At 42.3% G+C, this 15,333-nt stretch carries 15 protein-coding genes; 7 read left to right on the top strand and 8 right to left on the bottom strand.

The window, feature by feature from the left end; translation table 11 throughout:
• Positions 1–207: 207 nt before the first annotated feature.
• Entirely contained in the window at positions 208–1,182 is a 975-nt protein-coding gene (locus AB4Z08_RS08740; protein ID WP_441573341.1) for a quinone oxidoreductase family protein, read from the bottom strand.
• Between the two features lie 87 nt (positions 1,183–1,269).
• Between AB4Z08_RS08740 and AB4Z08_RS08745 the strand changes: the two genes are divergently transcribed.
• The 3 genes from AB4Z08_RS08745 to AB4Z08_RS08755 all read left to right on the top strand — a co-directional run bounded on the left by AB4Z08_RS08745 (position 1,270) and on the right by AB4Z08_RS08755 (position 4,298).
• Complete coding sequence (locus tag AB4Z08_RS08745) at positions 1,270–2,217, top strand: GlxA family transcriptional regulator (RefSeq protein WP_441573342.1); 948 nt, start codon at positions 1,270–1,272, stop codon at positions 2,215–2,217.
• Between the two features lie 234 nt (positions 2,218–2,451).
• Positions 2,452–3,024 carry a Crp/Fnr family transcriptional regulator gene (locus AB4Z08_RS08750; protein WP_441573343.1) on the top strand — a complete coding sequence of 191 codons (573 nt, stop codon included), beginning with the start codon at positions 2,452–2,454 and terminating at the stop codon, positions 3,022–3,024.
• A gap of 83 nt (positions 3,025–3,107) precedes the next feature.
• A complete protein-coding gene (locus AB4Z08_RS08755) occupies positions 3,108–4,298 on the top strand; it encodes an MFS transporter (RefSeq protein WP_441573344.1) in 1,191 nt (396 codons plus the stop codon).
• A gap of 136 nt (positions 4,299–4,434) precedes the next feature.
• Here AB4Z08_RS08755 and AB4Z08_RS08760 read toward each other — a convergent pair whose 3' ends face one another.
• Positions 4,435–4,647 (bottom strand): helix-turn-helix domain-containing protein, encoded by a 213-nt coding sequence (locus AB4Z08_RS08760; RefSeq protein ID WP_441573345.1) that lies wholly within the window; start codon positions 4,645–4,647, stop codon positions 4,435–4,437.
• Positions 4,648–4,650: 3 nt separating this feature from the next.
• Entirely contained in the window at positions 4,651–5,130 is a 480-nt protein-coding gene (locus AB4Z08_RS08765; RefSeq protein ID WP_441573346.1) for a DUF2975 domain-containing protein, read from the bottom strand.
• A gap of 888 nt (positions 5,131–6,018) precedes the next feature.
• Between AB4Z08_RS08765 and AB4Z08_RS08770 the strand changes: the two genes are divergently transcribed.
• Positions 6,019–6,843 carry a hypothetical protein gene (locus AB4Z08_RS08770; RefSeq protein ID WP_441573347.1) on the top strand — a complete coding sequence of 275 codons (825 nt, stop codon included), beginning with the start codon at positions 6,019–6,021 and terminating at the stop codon, positions 6,841–6,843.
• Positions 6,844–7,180: 337 nt separating this feature from the next.
• A complete protein-coding gene (locus AB4Z08_RS08775; RefSeq protein WP_441573348.1) occupies positions 7,181–9,229 on the top strand; it encodes a phage tailspike polysaccharide lyase family protein in 2,049 nt (682 codons plus the stop codon).
• 352 nt (positions 9,230–9,581) lie between these two features.
• On the opposite strand, the gene AB4Z08_RS08780 is transcribed toward AB4Z08_RS08775, so the two are convergent.
• From AB4Z08_RS08780 to AB4Z08_RS08800, 5 genes are read right to left on the bottom strand one after another with little or no spacing between them, the layout of a single operon-like run.
• Entirely contained in the window at positions 9,582–10,004 is a 423-nt protein-coding gene (locus AB4Z08_RS08780) for an organic hydroperoxide resistance protein (protein WP_441573349.1), read from the bottom strand.
• A 36-nt stretch (positions 10,005–10,040) separates the two neighbouring features.
• Positions 10,041–11,075: an alpha/beta fold hydrolase gene (locus AB4Z08_RS08785; protein ID WP_441573350.1), complete on the bottom strand. Its 1,035-nt coding sequence runs from the start codon at positions 11,073–11,075 to the stop codon at positions 10,041–10,043.
• A gap of 8 nt (positions 11,076–11,083) precedes the next feature.
• Complete coding sequence (locus AB4Z08_RS08790; RefSeq protein ID WP_441573351.1) at positions 11,084–11,878, bottom strand: DUF1223 domain-containing protein; 795 nt, start codon at positions 11,876–11,878, stop codon at positions 11,084–11,086.
• Between the two features lie 11 nt (positions 11,879–11,889).
• A complete protein-coding gene (locus AB4Z08_RS08795; RefSeq protein WP_441573352.1) occupies positions 11,890–12,360 on the bottom strand; it encodes a hypothetical protein in 471 nt (156 codons plus the stop codon).
• A gap of 7 nt (positions 12,361–12,367) precedes the next feature.
• Positions 12,368–13,306, bottom strand: a complete 939-nt coding sequence (locus AB4Z08_RS08800; protein ID WP_441573353.1) for a heme-binding domain-containing protein — start codon at positions 13,304–13,306, stop codon at positions 12,368–12,370.
• A 253-nt stretch (positions 13,307–13,559) separates the two neighbouring features.
• Here AB4Z08_RS08800 and AB4Z08_RS08805 point away from each other — a divergent pair, with 253 nt between their 5' ends.
• Both AB4Z08_RS08805 and AB4Z08_RS08810 read left to right on the top strand, forming a co-directional pair.
• On the top strand, positions 13,560–14,582 hold the full coding sequence (locus AB4Z08_RS08805; RefSeq protein WP_441573354.1) for a sensor histidine kinase: 1,023 nt from the start codon (positions 13,560–13,562) through the stop codon (positions 14,580–14,582).
• Positions 14,563–15,324: a LytR/AlgR family response regulator transcription factor gene (locus AB4Z08_RS08810; protein ID WP_441573355.1), complete on the top strand. Its 762-nt coding sequence runs from the start codon at positions 14,563–14,565 to the stop codon at positions 15,322–15,324. Before AB4Z08_RS08805 ends, AB4Z08_RS08810 begins: the two co-directional genes overlap by 20 nt.
• Positions 15,325–15,333: the final 9 nt, after the last annotated feature.

Consider the following 15,333-nt stretch of genomic DNA (forward strand, 5'->3'; position numbering starts at 1 on the left):
AACGAAAAAAAAGCTTCAATTTTAAAACCCTGCTACCTACAACTCCGTAAATAGTTTCGGTTTATCGTCACGCCAAATGGAGGGGTAATACCCCCAGGATTTATTCGCGCATTCTCTCTTTGCAATGATTCATAATCATTAGCATATCCCTGCCGCCCCGACTGGAAAAAGCCATACAGTTTATGCTGTATGGCTTTTTTTATTTGACTACATGATGAAAATATGCTTCCCTTTTTCCGAAAAGTGAATACTCTCTTTGATGGCTGTTTTAAAGTCTTCCAGTGCATGCCCCGCGGAAACATTTGAAGTAAACCCGGCAGTCATTTCTGCAATTTCCTTCAGCATAGCCATATCTTCCGGAAGTGGTGGCGTGAAAAAGTAGCGGTATACATGCGGTTGAACCTGGAGACCCTTTAATAGAATGTCGAAATTATGAAGTGTGTATTTTTCCGCACTCATACCGCCATTGATAATTAGTTTGCCGCCAAAGGCAGTGCACCGGATCAACTCCCCGGTAACCGGACCTCCCACATTATCAATAATGCCATTTACGCCTTTATTGCCGGTAATATCCATGATGCGTTGTGTGATATTTCCCTGCTCTGCCGAAAGGTCTATTACTACTGTGGCACCCAGTGATTCCAGTAGATGTACTTGTTTAACATGACGTACAATGGAAATAACGGGTACTCCTTGTTGTTTCGCCAGTTGAGACACCAATGTTGATATGGTAGAATTACCAGCAGTCAACACCAGCCACTGGCCTGGCTTAACGTCCGACTGCTTCAACAGGTCCCATGCAGTAATCAGATTTACGAACTGGCAGCTTAGTTCAGGAGGATAATCGGCAGGTAAAGGGATCAGCCATTCCGCTGGAACCGCTACATATTCCGCCCAGGAGTTGTAATAGCTGAATGCTGCGTGGCCGCCCGGTTGCAGTGATACTCCTTTCCCTACTTTTTCAATAATACCAGCGCCGTGATTGCCGGCTACCTGTTGAGGGAATACTGGTTTTTTGGGTTCCGGGTACAGGTTCTGAATAAATAGAAAATCACCCGGGTTAATAGAGGCTGCGGTTGTCCTGATCAATACTTCGTTATCTTTTATAACCGGTACTGGCACTTCAGATAATTGGAGTACTTCTTCCGGTGCGCCGATGCGGCTAAATGTTATTGCTTTCATTGCTTTGTTTGTTTGAATAGCAATATTACCGGGCATTTCTTATCTTCGATATGTCTTATCTGACAATTACTATGCAAAAATAGACACATGCATTTCGTTATCTATTTACCTGCCGGTTTTTATGCAGCGATTGCCTCCAGTGTAGTAGAAATACTGCAGGCGATGAATACAGTGAATGAATCGGAAGTTTTTACTTTTGAGTTTGTGTCTAAACATGCACACGCTGTTTCACGTTCTGCTATTTCTTTTAATGCGGGAACAAAACCTTCCAAAAAAGCCGATGTGTTGATTTTATTAGCAGGGGCTGGAGCACAGGCTACCCCAGAACACCGTTTATTGGCACTGGAAGCAAAACTGGCGGCTCCATTTATTAAGGCCGCACAACGGCACGGCGCCATTATTGCGGCCACCTGCGGAGCCTCTTATCTCCTGGCGGCCAATGGTGTGCTGGATGGGAAGCGGGCTACTATCTCCTGGTGGTTGAAAAGAGAGGTACAACAGCGGTTTCCTGCAGTACGCTGGGAGCCTTCCCGAATTGTAGTGAAACAGGAAAATATTTATACTTCCGGCGGAGGCTTTGCTGGGTTGGAATTGATTAGTAGCCTGCTAACAGACCTCGGTTTTGCAAAGGAGCTAAAACGTGTACGGAAAATAATGGTACTCCCGCCTGCGCGCGAATATCAAAGCCCTTATGAGATTCCGGCTACCGAGATGATTGGCAGCTTTGAAAAACAACTCACCAAACTGCTAAAAGATAATATGGAAATCCTGAGCCTGGATTTTCTATCCCGGCAAATGGGGATGTCTTCCCGGACGTTATCACGCAAGTTCCGGGAAGAATTGGATACAAGTCCGGGTAAATGGATCCAGGAAAAACGAATGGAAATAGCGAAGAAATTATTGGGAGAAACTAAACTCAGTATTTCCGAAATCTGCTACCGGGTAGGGTATGAGGATTTGGCATCCTTCTCACGCCTGTTTTCTAATATCACCGGCATGCCGCCAGGGGAATTCCGCAGGGAAACAGGGAGATGAGTGATAGCTGAGTTGTTGCCAAAACATTAATTCCAATTAAATCCTTTTAGAACAAGTTCGAAATGTGTCCAGTCATCCCGATTAAAGTGATCTTTTGTTTAAATTTAGGAGTGAGATAATTTTACCCTTTTCTGATAAGTCCGTCACGCTGACTTACCGGTAGCTAAATAATGATGCGTAAATCATCGTTGGGGGAAAGTCTGACGAAAGCACTGAAAACAAATTAAGCGTTAAATGAGCCAACAACTAAGAGCACATATTGAAGAAATAGTACAGCTGACGAACGAAGAGTTTGAGTATGTTCTGTCGCACTTTGCGTATAGGAAGTTTCTGAAAAATCAGTATGTCATACAGAATGGCGACTACGCCAGATATGATTATTTTGTGATAAGCGGCTTGTTGAAATCCTGGGATATTGACGATAAAGGAAAAACCCATATTGTACTTTTTGCAACGGAAAATTGGTGGATTTCAGATACTTCAGCTTTTCATGGCCAAACCCTGGCCACTTTGAATGTGGACTGTCTTGAAAACAGCGAAACACTTTATATCTCTTTGGAAAACAAGGAAAAGCTTTGCCTGGAAATGCGGAAAATGGAATATTTCTTTCGTAAAAAAACAACTTCAGGGTATATCGCTTTGCAAAAACGCATCTTGTCGCTCATAAGCTTCAATGCAAAGCAACGCTTTGAGTACCTGATACAGCAATATCCGGACCTTTTACAACGGGTTCCCAAAAATTTGATCGCCTCTTATTTAGGTATTTCGAGAGAAACCCTGAGCAGGCTAACATCCCCAAGCGCGTGATATTTATCACGCTCGTTTTGTGATCTACTTCCTTTAATGCTTCTTCTTCCAAACTGAATTTTGTAGAAATAAAATTCAGATTAATGATAGAGCAAGCAACATCAAAAAAGATTCCTTCGGCTATTTGGGCTTTAACTTTTTGCATATTCGGATTTGGAACAGCAGAATTTGTTGTTGTAGGGTTATTACCCTCCATCGCATCCGATTTATCCGTCCCTCTTTCTTCAACGGGTTTATTGGTTACCATGTACGCATTGGGTATTGCCATAGGAGGCCCGCTATTTACGGCACTTACAGGTAGCATAGAACGTAAAAAGCTGCTGATACTAACGCTCCTTTCCTTTGTTTTGGGAAATATGATTGCTTTTTTTGCAAAAGACATTTCAATGCTACTCATGAGCAGGGTAATCACTGGTGCTGCTAATGGTTTGTTTTTAGCACACGCAGTGGTGGTGGCCAGCAATATGGTTGCAGACAACAAGAAAGCAACCGCCATATCATTGGTTTTTTCGGGGTTGATGATTTCTACTGTTGTGGGTGCGCCCTTAGGAACTTACATTGGTACTCATTATGGGTGGAGCAACACTTTTTTGGCAATTATCATTTGGGCTATGGTAGGGTTGGTAACGCTTGGCATTGTATTACCACAACAGCCTAAACCAACAGCAGCCTTAAGGTTAAGGGACATTCCAGATGTATTCAGAAGTTCCTCCGTCCTGATCGTATTGTTGTCTAATATTTTTGCCTATACAGGGACTTTTGTTTTGTTCACTTACTTATCTCCTATATTAAAAAATATTACGGGCTTCTCCGGGAACGCCATTAATCTTGTTTTATTGATATTTGGAGTTGGGGTAGCGATAGGAAATTTTGCGGGAGGGCGCTTATCTGATCGTAAGCCATCGAGAACTTTGGTGTACCTGTTCCTTTTCCACGCTATTGTGTTATTCCTTTTATCATTTGTATTGGATAGTAAGCCTTTTGTTATTGCTCTTGTATTGATGTTGGGATTTCTGGCATACGGAAATGTGCCTGCATTGCAGCTGCTGGTAGTGCAGCTATCGGAAAAGGACAAGCCGGGAAGTGGTGGCATTGCATCTGCTGTAAACGTGTCTGCATTTAATATTGGAGTGACTTTTGGATCACTGGTAGGAGGAATCGTTGTGAACAGATTCTCCCTACATGCCATGCCCTGGGTGGGCGGCGTTTTTGTATTGGTAGCGTTGCTTTTGGGAATCTGGAATTATCGGAGAAACAAGATGACTGAACGCTGATTAAGTCTGTGATAAGAAAGCTCGAAATGTGGCCAGTTGCCACGACTGGACAGGGTAGCACGAAGTGCTATCCTGTCCTTTTTATTTCCGCTTGTAATGCTGACTGCAGCCCAACCGTTTGTTAGCGGTTCGTTCTTCATTTTTCTTCATTTACATATTCCAGAATGTCGCCCGGTTGGCAGTCTAATGCTTTACAAATTGCGTCTAATGTGCTAAAACGAATTGCTTTTGCCTTCCCTGTCTTTAAGATGGAAAGGTTAGATAATGTCAAATCAACTCTTTCAGAAAGTTCATTTAGAGAAATTTTTCGCTTTGCCATCATCACGTCCAGGTTTACAATAATTGGCATAGCTTAAATTGTTAGGTCATTTTCAGATTTCATATCTATGGCATTTTGCAATATTTTTTCAAATATTGCCGCAGCAGTTGCAATTACTACAGAAACAAAGGTAGTCACGATACAAATGGCAAGAAAACCCGCAGGGTCGTCCTCTTTATTATGGGATATCCTTATGAATAGTCCTGCTATCACAATTAAAACACTTACCACGATTGCACAATACTTTATGCTCTTTAAAGCCTTAACAGCGTTTGATGAGAATACTTTATTCTGTCCGATATATCCAAGTAATTTGAAGGCCTTGTATAGCGCAACAAAAAAAGCAATGGATGTTGCATATCCATATAAGATGAACGGGTCAGCGTAAATGCTAAACAAGTCTAAGTCTTTGGCTCTTCCTTCGGTTAAGGGAAGTCRAATCAAAATGATAAGTGCCACAATACCGATGAGTACGATGACTGCCTGAAGAAATATTATTGAAATTCTTTTCATAAGGATTTTATGAATTTTAGATGCTGGTGTAAAAATAATAAATATTTATTGATAAACAATAAATATTTAGCGTTTTTGGAAATATTGGGAAAATCATCTTCGCTGTTTCTACATACACTTTTAAGATATAGTGCATTAAGCACCCCCATCATTATAGTCAGTATTGCCTTTTCATTATGTAGATGCTGGCGATGCTATGCCTGGCCCAGGCATAGGAAATATAGAAGCCGTGCAGCAGAGGTGGACTTGATGCGGGGATGACGTTCAGAACTGGCCATAGTAGCCCTATCATAGCAGACTCTGGCTGAAAAAAAAGATGTACTATTTAAAGGAAGCAGGTATAAAGGGTTTATTCATTAAAATGGGGCAAAATAGCTTTATTCCAGTTGAATGATAGATGGATATACTTGTGGATATGTAAATTTGGAAGGCAATGTATAAATCCGTCAACACTTAACATCAACAGCATCACTCCAGGTGATAGATTTTTTTTCGGGAGGATTTGATATAAAAGACAAGCCTTACAGTTTGTTTGGAAAGATGGTTTTTGTTAAACCATTTTAAAGCTTGTCAAATAAAATATTTCTACTTCTTCTTTTGCATTTTACTTTACAAGGGTGGCTTCCTGTTCTGCTGTCAATGTTGCAAAAAGTCCTTTTACTTCAAGCAGAGTGATAGCTTGCCCGATAACGCGCTTTTTAATGAAAGGAATATAAGTGTCTATACAGGTAGTAAAAAAATCCTGTGTAGAAGTAGTATAAGCTGGTGAGTCGTTTTGTATCGTTATCGTTCTTTTTTTTGTTTGATTGTTATTTGTTTATATTGTATTTAGATGCCAGGAAAAAGCATTGTTAAACAATGTCATGTTATCCAGATGAAAAGAAAAATATGAAAAGAACCCCAGTTTCAATCTTTCAGGTAGTTGTTTGTTTGGTGTTTTTAATGGGAACGTTGTTAGCGTGTAACCCATTTCCCAAAAAGGATACACATCCCGAAGTTCCTTTTCTTGCTGATCTTGTAAAAGATACAACGAAATTTATCAAAGTGCTGGGTACGGAACGGCTCTCGGAGTTGTTTTTCTTAAAGGACGACAGGATATTATTGAAGCCAGACGACAGTCATCTTCCATTTAAAATTATCGACATTCACGGGACAGTGATCATTGAGAAGGTTTTTGACTGGAAATTGCCATTTTATCTTGATAAGCAGGGAAATTTGTACTTCAATAGAGAAAAATACGATTATCCGGACTATAAAAAACATGACTATTTTAAAACGGTTGTTTTTAAAGATAGTATTGATAAAAAATCATTGGATTTGGGTTCACAGTTTGCAGACAGCATAAAGTTTAAAATGCTTGATGACTATGAAATTAAGTTGTTAGAACCTTACGGGTTGAAGCCATGTGAGTACCAGGTGGTACACAGAGAAAGATGTGATGTTTTTGAAGTAAAGGATAACGCATTGCTCGTAAGACAAGATGACCTGTATAAAAATGACTTTGCTAAATTACCAGTAACGCCGGAAACATTCGATGACGATATATTGGTCCGTTGGCAAAATGGGAGGATAGCTTCTCCCGTTTACCTGGTATATTATCAGGTTGCTAAGTATAAGTTTAAGTGTGAGGATATGACGATGCCTACAGTGATTAAGTTAAACGGTCAAAATTATTTGTTCAGCTATTCCCTGGGACTTTTTTTAATCAAATAGTATGGTGGAAAGACTGGCGATCAGGTATTAAAGGTAAGTTACACCTGTAATGCAGATCCAAATTTCATGATGTATCTGTGTATAACTGTTGATTTTGCTATGAAAATGTGATACCTGTAATAGTTTCTCCATCCGTTATAAAAAGATTCGAATTTGATGCTATTGCTTCCCCATCAGGGGGAGTTTTTCCGATTTACTCCAATATCAACGGCCTTTTGAGGCAGTACAAAGCTTGATTAAATATATGGTTTAKAATATTTAGGACAACGTACTTCCATTGCGTAGCCAAGGGGTATTTTAGAAATGCAATGTTGCAGTTAACCTCAAACAGTTTCAAATGACAATCGTGAATATTAATGCATTGAGAAGTATTGCTGTCCCACAATTAAATGAAGCTTACAATGTATTAGGACACAGTGTAGCCGGCGATGGTGGCGGTGGTGTATTCTATTGGGATAGTACGGATGTGTCATCTCCAGATAATGATGGTACAATAATTTCCTCGATCAATACTAATGGACGTTGGAAAAGGATTTTTGACGGTTCAGTCGTAAATGCAAAATGGTTTGGGGCCAGGGGGGACGGCATTTCAGATGATACCGGCGCTTTATCCCGGGCTTTTAAATATAATGTCTTTATTCCCGAAGGGAGGTATAAAATTACGTCTACTATTATTGTTACCAATAATATTATTCTTAATTGTGCTAAAGGTGCAATAATTGATATCAGCGCCATTACTAATACCTATGCCATCGTATGCAGGGGTGAAGCTTCATCACCGACGCCACTGCTTGCTGACCTGAAGCAGAATGACACGGTGATAAACTTTAGCGGTACGTGCAGTAAAGGAGATCTTATAAGGTTGCAATCATCAGCATTGTGGAACCCTGCGCGTCCTGAATACATAAAAGGAGAGCTCTGTGAAGTAGATAACGATATGGGAGCAGGCATTCGGGTAACAAATGCTATTTACGATAATTATACTGCCTCATTAACTACCGTATCTATCATCAATTATATCCGGGTGGAAATAAATAACCTCTCGTTGTATCATACAGGTGGTAATTGTTCCGGTTTGAGTGTCAGTCTTGGCAAAAATATCTTATTAAGAAATTGTACTGTTACAGGTAGTAATGAGCGAGCCATTGAAGTCAGTGAATGCTTTGGCGTTGATGTAGTAGACTGTTATACTAATGGTGATTTTTATACTGATGGACACACTAATTATGGGCTTGTAATCCTGAGTAGCCAGCATGTAATAATAAATGGGGGCTTTTATAAGGGGGGCCGTCATGGTATTGCTACTGGTGGTACTTATCCCTGCAGAGATATTAAACATCTTGGTTTAACAGTGGACAATGATAAATCTTCCGAGAGCAACGCATTGGATGCCCATGGCAATGGAGATTATTTTGAATACAGCCAGGTGAATTGTTTGAATTCGGCATTACTTCAAGCGAGAAACATTAAAGTAAGTGACAGCTTTTTTAAGACCATTAGCTATAAGCGATGCCTGGAATTTCTGCCAGAAGTTACCGGAGGATATTATATAATGGATAATCTTTCGTTCGAAAATGTAAAGGATAACTGTGCGGTTGGGATGTTCTCTGCTTCGGTTGGTAATTCTATTGATATGGTATCAATGACAAATTTAAAAGCAACGGTAGCTGGGGATGGCGCAGAAGAACCTTCAGTATACAGGGTAGATCAAGGTGCCGGGTTGCTTACTATAAAACAGTTATATGTAGCTAATCTTTCGGCTACGGTACAAAAGGACGCTGCAATAGCAAGACATATCTTCTCAATAGGAACTGTTTCACCAGCTGTATCTGTTAATGCTATGACATTAACATCATGTAACTTCGATTGTAATAAAGCGTTTTGGGCTTCCTTCTATATCCGTGTTACAGGAGGAGATTTTAATATTTCCCAATGTCTGGTGAAAACGTCAAATATTCCATTTGGGGCACAGATATTGGCATCGCCGGCTTGCAATGTAACATTGAAGGAGAATATATTTGATAGTAACCAGTCTGCATCTTTTTGTTACTTCTATAATGTTGGTGTACTACGAATCACTGAAAATACGATCCGGAATAGTAGCCGCCCCGGTGTTAGAGTGCAGGAGGTGCCTCTCTGCATTTATGCGAACAATAATATTGCAAATGTGAGTTTTCCAATTGAATTGATAAATGTGGGTAAGTTTGTTAATGGCATTAATCAATGGGGTAATTATTTAGTATACGATGATAAAAAGCCATTAACAGGTGCATGGACAGTCGGCGATCATATTATTGCAAAAACACCTGTAGTAGGAATGCCCAAAGGCTGGAGATGTATTGCTTCCGGTACACCCGGTACCTGGGTTAGCGAAGGCAATTTATAACTCACTTGCGTTTGATTCGGACCAGGGTATAAGATTATTTTTTAACGCAGTATCATTCTGTTATGGGAATTAAAAAGGAATATCCACATTTTTTGCAGAAGACATTAATTCCTGTCTGATGGACTATTGAAAAGGTTGAAATTACCAACTAGAAAGGGCAAGCAGGGTAAAACCTGTTTGCCTTTTTTATTCCCCTCCAGCGTATCATGCTGAATTGCGATATAATATAGGGAAATACATTTTTCTTTTCAGGAACTTAGCAGTAGTACTTACTTTGTTTTTACGCAAAAAATGCACTAAAAACGGGCAGCCCAAAGACCATCCGTCAACTTACCGCATACCATGGTTGGTTTTATGACACTACTATTTCAACCGGGATATTATTCCGGATGGCCTTTGAATACGGGCAGGTAGCATGTGCTGTTGTAACGATCTGCCGGGCTATTTCTTCTTCTATTCCTGGTAATTCAACGTATAGGCGTGCCTGTAAGCTATAAGCTCCATCTGTATTCAAGAGATCTACTTCAGCATTTACAGCGGTATTTTCTGGTAATTTAATTCCCTGTGTATGCGCTGCAAGACCCATGGCACCTATGAAACAGGCGGACCATCCTGCAGCAAACAGCTGTTCCGGATTCGTGCCTTTTCCGCTGCCAGGTGCCCCCAGTTTAATATTGAGCTGATTGTCGGTACTGCTGGAACTGCCCTCGCGGCCGCCTGTAGTACGGGTTTTGCCGGTGTATAGTATTTTCGTGGCGGTGGTATTGGTATTCATAATAAATGTTTTTTTATTTATAAAATGGATTAATTACTAAAGTGACGCTGCTTCGATGATAGCCTGGGTAAAACGTTCCGGTGCTTCGCCAGGAAGATTATGCCCCGCTCCTGGTATTACGTAATGGCGATGTATACCCACGAATTTCTTTTTATATGCCTGGCCATCGGTGGCTTTGGCGATGCCGTCTGCATCTCCGTCCAGCGTAATGGTGGGGACGCTGATAACAGGACCTTCCGCGAGCCTGACTTCCAGCGCATCATATGCAGGGTCGCCATCAGCAACACCGAGTCGCCAGCGGTAGTTGTGGATCACCACATTTGTATAGTCCGCATTGCTGAAAGAGGCGGCATATTCCTTGAAAGTGCTGTCGTCGAATTTCCATGCCGGAGAGTTGAATTTCCAGATAAGCCTGGCGAGTTCTTCCCGGTTTTGTTCCAGTCCTTCCCTGCCTCTTTCGGTAGCGAAATAGAATTGATACCACCAGCTCCATTCTGCCTGCGGAGGTAATGGGTGCTTATTTTTCTCGCGGTTATTGATCAGGTATCCATTTACGCATACCATCGCCTGTACTCTTTCCGGCCATAAAGCGGCCATGATGTTGGCGGTGCGAGTGCCCCAGTCGTATCCGCCCAGTATTGCTTTTTTAAAGTGCAGGGCATCCATCAGTGCGATGATATCGAGAGCTACTACCGCCTGTTGGCCATTCCGCATGGTGTCCGGAGAAAGGAATGTAGTGGTGCCGTGGCCACGCAGATGCGGTACGATGACGCGAAATCCTTTCGCTGCCAGTTGCGGCGCCACAGCTTCATAGCTGTGTATGTCGTAAGGCCAGCCATGGAGAAGTATTACCGGCGTACCATCTGATGGCCCCATCTCCACATAACCTATGTTGAGTACGCCGGCATTGATCTGTTTTATCGGTTTAAACGGAATACTACCAGGGATGCTTTTGCTTTTTTCTGTGGCAGTCATAGCGCCAAGAGAACGAAGGGGTAAACCCAGTGCGCCTAATGCCAGTGTGCCCATGCCCAGGAAGTGACGGCGATCGTATGTTTTGGATGGTTTCATGGAGGTAATTATTTATTAGTAGAGAAGTGTTGAAGATCTGCTCTGGTAGCTGCGATGATCTGGCCGTTGCTTTCTTTTTGTACAAACCCGATCAGCTCCCAGTTTTGCGTATTAAAATCAGCCGGAACAGGCAGCAATGCCGTGGTTGTTTTCCTGATATCTACCGTTGTCAGCGATTGCACTATCTGCACATGAGAAAGCTTTCTGCCAGCGTTTTCACCGGCTCTTACATGGCTCTGTCCATTCTTTTGTACAAGTGCGAGTAGTAACCTGGTATTTTTTTGTGGAGAAGATAATTGCCAGGTAACTTCCATTTGTTGCGCCACCATCTTCGTTTGCAGGGAAAAGTTATCGGGAGTTTCCTGTGTAAAAGCTTTGTTGATAGCTTGTGTTACGCCGCCAACATCAGAGCCTACAAATTCGCTGCCGCCATTGATGACCATCTGCGGGGTGTATATGTTGGAGAGGTGCAGCCAGCTGGCATATTGCTGTTGTCTTTCAGAAAAGATATGCTGACTGAAGCTGTCGCGCCATCCCTGGTGATCCCAGTAATCTACATGGAAGGCAAGGAGATAGAGCGGTTTGCCCTGACTTTCTTTTTCAAGTCTTGCCAGCAATTCATCTGCAGGCGGACAGCTGGAGCAACCTTCAGAGGTAAAGAGTTCTACTACTGCAAATCCTTTGGTGCTGTCGGTATTTACCAGCAGAGTGGAATTGTTTCCGTATAAAGTATTACAGGAGCCTATCAATGTGCTGAAACAAAGCATTCCTATGCTGAAGGCGGATACGATCAATGATTTCATATGTGATGATTTTAGATGGATGATGGAAGATCACCCGGATACCATGCCGGATCCTGGGTTGTAATGAAGGTAGTTCTGGACGCAGCGTTGTTTTTCGTAGCTTCGTTCCCGTTATATGTCTGTATTGAATACGCAGGCTGTTGTCCGTTTACCAGTGGATGCATATCTACTGTTTCCACGCTGAGCAGTTCCCCATTGATATAGCTGCCAAACCAGTATTTGTTATCCTGTTCACGGTAGGTAACCAGTGTATATTGTTCTGCCGGTTGGTGTATGGACAGGTGATTGGTATGATAGCCCACAGCTGCATTGTTACCGTACAGTATGGCGACAGATCCCACTTTTTCATTGATGATGGTAGTGATCACATGCAGACCGCTATCATTGAATACATAAGGCCTGATGGCAGGGAGGTCTTTTTTAGTGGTGGAGCATCCGGTGAATGCGGTGGCCGCAATGATCATGAAGAGTATAACGCGCATGGCTATATTAGTTTAAGGTAGACAGATCGAAAATGCCACCGGTTTTGTTGGCTGCGCGGTGGCAGGAAGCGCAGGACTTGAAGGTCATCAGGGTACCATATGGCTTAAGGTTAGGTGTTTCAAACTTAGCATAGCCCCAGCCATCGGTTTCTTTATACAGTGCCTTGTTTCTGACCATGTACTGTATATTCAGGAATTTGCCCGGGTGTATATTACCTTCATTATCTATGTTTTTATCCCATACTACTTTAGCGATAACGGCACCATCAGGCCACGGGTGGATGTTATTTTCCTTTATAGCCTGCATGGCGACCGGGTTGGCGAACATCACGCGCATGGTGGTATTGTCGAACCGGGAAGTGGTACTCATTACCTGCCACTGGCGGAATTCCGGCATATAGCGGATGCCGTTTGCCGACACTGGAAGTTGGGGTGTGGATACAGCCGGTTTATCCCATTGTTGCGCCGCTGCAGCGGTTTTAAGGGTATCTGGAACAACCTTTGCCCGCCTGGTGTTGAGATAGTTGCGCAGGCCGGAGAGTTCCGCCGGGGTGACTTTAGCGTTGCTATGCAGCGCGGCATAGGAAGGCAAAGGCATGTTACCGGAGTTGATCATATTATATGCTTCCCAGAGTGCAGATTCCTGTTCTGTTTTTGATAATTTATCCCACTCGGAAAAGTTCAGATGTTTGCGGGCGGTGAGTATATCTTCTTTTACCAACCCGGCTACAACAGGTAATCTATCGAACCATTTCAGGTTGGAGGTGTTGGAATGGCAGTCGTAGCAGGCGCGTTGCAGCATTTGTTTCACCTCTGCAGGTACCTGTATTTCCCCGGTTACCGGAGGGTTGTCTGCCACAGGAGTGGTGAAGGAGGCCACCGCAACTACTACAGCAAGTACTACTGCGGAGATGGTGATTGTTTTTAGCCGGTTTGATAATTTCATGTTTTGAAGTATTATGACACAAAGAGACAGTATCCCGGGTGCCTCTGAAAACGGAATACCCTGTAATCGGCAAAATCGGGGGTGACCCGGACAGATCGGAACCTGAACAGCATTCGCTTTATTGGGGCTTAAAAGTGGGTATTTCCCGGGTTGACTATCTCAGGGTGGATTATGCCCGGTTCAGGGTGTTAAACGCCGGATACGGTCTTGTTTTTTGCCCTTGTTGTCCAAATACTTTTATCTTTGGTCTGCTATGAAAAAAAGACAATCCTTTAAGATTTCAGGCCGTATTATATGGTTAAGCTCTCTCTTCTTAGGGGTGATTGTATCATTGCCCAACCTGATACAGCATCAGTATAACATTTATGAGGTGATCGCCAATTCGCTGATTACATTCGTATTCTCCCTGTTTGTGTGGTACTATAATATGCTGACGTTACCGGTATATACTTCACATGAAGTGGCCAGGGGATTTTCACTCTATCCATTGATTAAAAATTTGCTGGTCGGTCTGGTGGTGATGTTCCTGCTGTCGTATATACAGCAGCTGATATTGACGCACATTAACTTTGGTCCGGTAATGCTGATGTTTGAAGTGAGAGGAGTATTGATTAACCTGACCTTTTATATGTTTATTCATATGCTGTATCAGACCTATCAGAACCAGCGGGTGAGCATAGAGCTGGAGCGCACCAGGATGGATAACCTGGCGGCTCAGTATGAACTATTGCGGCAACAGGTAAATCCGCATTTTTTATTTAATACACTCAATACACTCAAATATATGGTGGAGAGTGAGGATGAACATAGTGTTGATTTTATCCTGAAGCTGTCTGATTTTTACCGTTTCACGCTGGAAAACAGGAAGCTGGACCTGATACACCTATCTGAGGAAATGAAAATCCTGGAAGCTTATATTTTTTTGCTCAAAGCGCGTTTTGAAGAAGGGTTTGAAGTGAATATCCAGGTGGAAGAAAGCCTGCAAAAATCCATGATCCCTCCTTTTACGCTGCAGCTGCTGGTGGAGAATTGTATCAAACATAATGTGGTAGCCCCTGATAAGCCGTTGTATGTAGAGATCTATTCAGAAAAGGATTTTATTGTGGTGAAGAATAATGTGCAACCTAAAATCACGCCTGAAGCATCTACGGGTATTGGGCTGGAGAATATTAATGAACGGTATAATCATCTCTTAAACAGGAATATTGACATCTGTCCTGAATCATCCACCTTTACTGTAAAATTACCGGTAATCAATGAAGATAATCATTATTGAAGATGAAGTTAAAGCGGCCAAATCGTTATCAGGACTGATTGCCAAAATCAAACCTGATGCGAGTGTGGATGCTATGTTGAACAGTATTGAGCAGGCTGTGGCCTATTTGTCTGCGAATGAACCGCCGGACCTGATATTTATGGATGTGCAGTTATCGGATGGTTTGTGTTTTGAGATATTCAAGATGGTGAAGATTTCTTCTCCTGTGATTTTCTGTACAGCTTTTGGGGAATATTCTATGGATGCCATTAAATCAAACGGTGTGGATTATCTGCTGAAGCCCTTTTCGGCTGGTGATTTGGAAGCTGCTTTTAAAAAGATGGATAATTTCAGGAATTTCTTTCAGGAACGTAAGCAGTCTGACTGGGAAGAACTGATTAAGAGACTGGATAGGAATGAAGGTAAAACCAGTTTCCTGGTATTTCACAATAACAAGTATATCACCGTACGTACAGATCAGATCGCGTATTTGTACATCAAGTATGATTCACCTTACATGGTTACCTTCCAGCAGCAGAAATACATTATTCCTCAAACGCTGGAGCAGATACAGTCACAGCTTTCTTCCAAACAGTTTTACCGGCTGAACAGGCAGTACCTGGTGAACTTTGATGCCATTAAAGAGGTGGAACATTATTCCGCGCGGAAGCTAGCGTTGCATCTTAGTGTGCCTACCGATGAGCCGCTGGTGGTAGGAAAAGAAAAAATTACTCATTTTCTGCAATGGATGGAGAATCGTTGAGGGGAAGAT

The sequence above is a fragment of the Chitinophaga sp. RAB17 genome (assembly GCF_052114225.1).
Taxonomy (GTDB): domain Bacteria; phylum Bacteroidota; class Bacteroidia; order Chitinophagales; family Chitinophagaceae; genus Chitinophaga.

What these genes read in the sequence shown, in the direction of transcription:
- AB4Z08_RS08740 (WP_441573341.1), bottom strand. Translation starts at nt 1,182, where the DNA reads ATGAAAGCAATAACATTTAGCCGCATCGGCGCACCGGAAGAAGTACTC.
- AB4Z08_RS08750 (WP_441573343.1), top strand. Translation starts at nt 2,452, where the DNA reads ATGAGCCAACAACTAAGAGCACATATTGAAGAAATAGTACAGCTGACG.
- AB4Z08_RS08795 (WP_441573352.1), bottom strand. Translation starts at nt 12,360, where the DNA reads ATGCGCGTTATACTCTTCATGATCATTGCGGCCACCGCATTCACCGGA.
- AB4Z08_RS08785 (WP_441573350.1), bottom strand. Translation starts at nt 11,075, where the DNA reads ATGAAACCATCCAAAACATACGATCGCCGTCACTTCCTGGGCATGGGC.
- AB4Z08_RS08810 (WP_441573355.1), top strand. Translation starts at nt 14,563, where the DNA reads ATGAAGATAATCATTATTGAAGATGAAGTTAAAGCGGCCAAATCGTTA.
- AB4Z08_RS08780 (WP_441573349.1), bottom strand. Translation starts at nt 10,004, where the DNA reads ATGAATACCAATACCACCGCCACGAAAATACTATACACCGGCAAAACC.
- AB4Z08_RS08745 (WP_441573342.1), top strand. Translation starts at nt 1,270, where the DNA reads ATGCATTTCGTTATCTATTTACCTGCCGGTTTTTATGCAGCGATTGCC.
- AB4Z08_RS08770 (WP_441573347.1), top strand. Translation starts at nt 6,019, where the DNA reads ATGAAAAGAACCCCAGTTTCAATCTTTCAGGTAGTTGTTTGTTTGGTG.
- AB4Z08_RS08800 (WP_441573353.1), bottom strand. Translation starts at nt 13,306, where the DNA reads ATGAAATTATCAAACCGGCTAAAAACAATCACCATCTCCGCAGTAGTA.
- AB4Z08_RS08805 (WP_441573354.1), top strand. Translation starts at nt 13,560, where the DNA reads ATGAAAAAAAGACAATCCTTTAAGATTTCAGGCCGTATTATATGGTTA.
- AB4Z08_RS08790 (WP_441573351.1), bottom strand. Translation starts at nt 11,878, where the DNA reads ATGAAATCATTGATCGTATCCGCCTTCAGCATAGGAATGCTTTGTTTC.
- AB4Z08_RS08760 (WP_441573345.1), bottom strand. Translation starts at nt 4,647, where the DNA reads ATGCCAATTATTGTAAACCTGGACGTGATGATGGCAAAGCGAAAAATT.
- AB4Z08_RS08755 (WP_441573344.1), top strand. Translation starts at nt 3,108, where the DNA reads ATGATAGAGCAAGCAACATCAAAAAAGATTCCTTCGGCTATTTGGGCT.
- AB4Z08_RS08775 (WP_441573348.1), top strand. Translation starts at nt 7,181, where the DNA reads ATGACAATCGTGAATATTAATGCATTGAGAAGTATTGCTGTCCCACAA.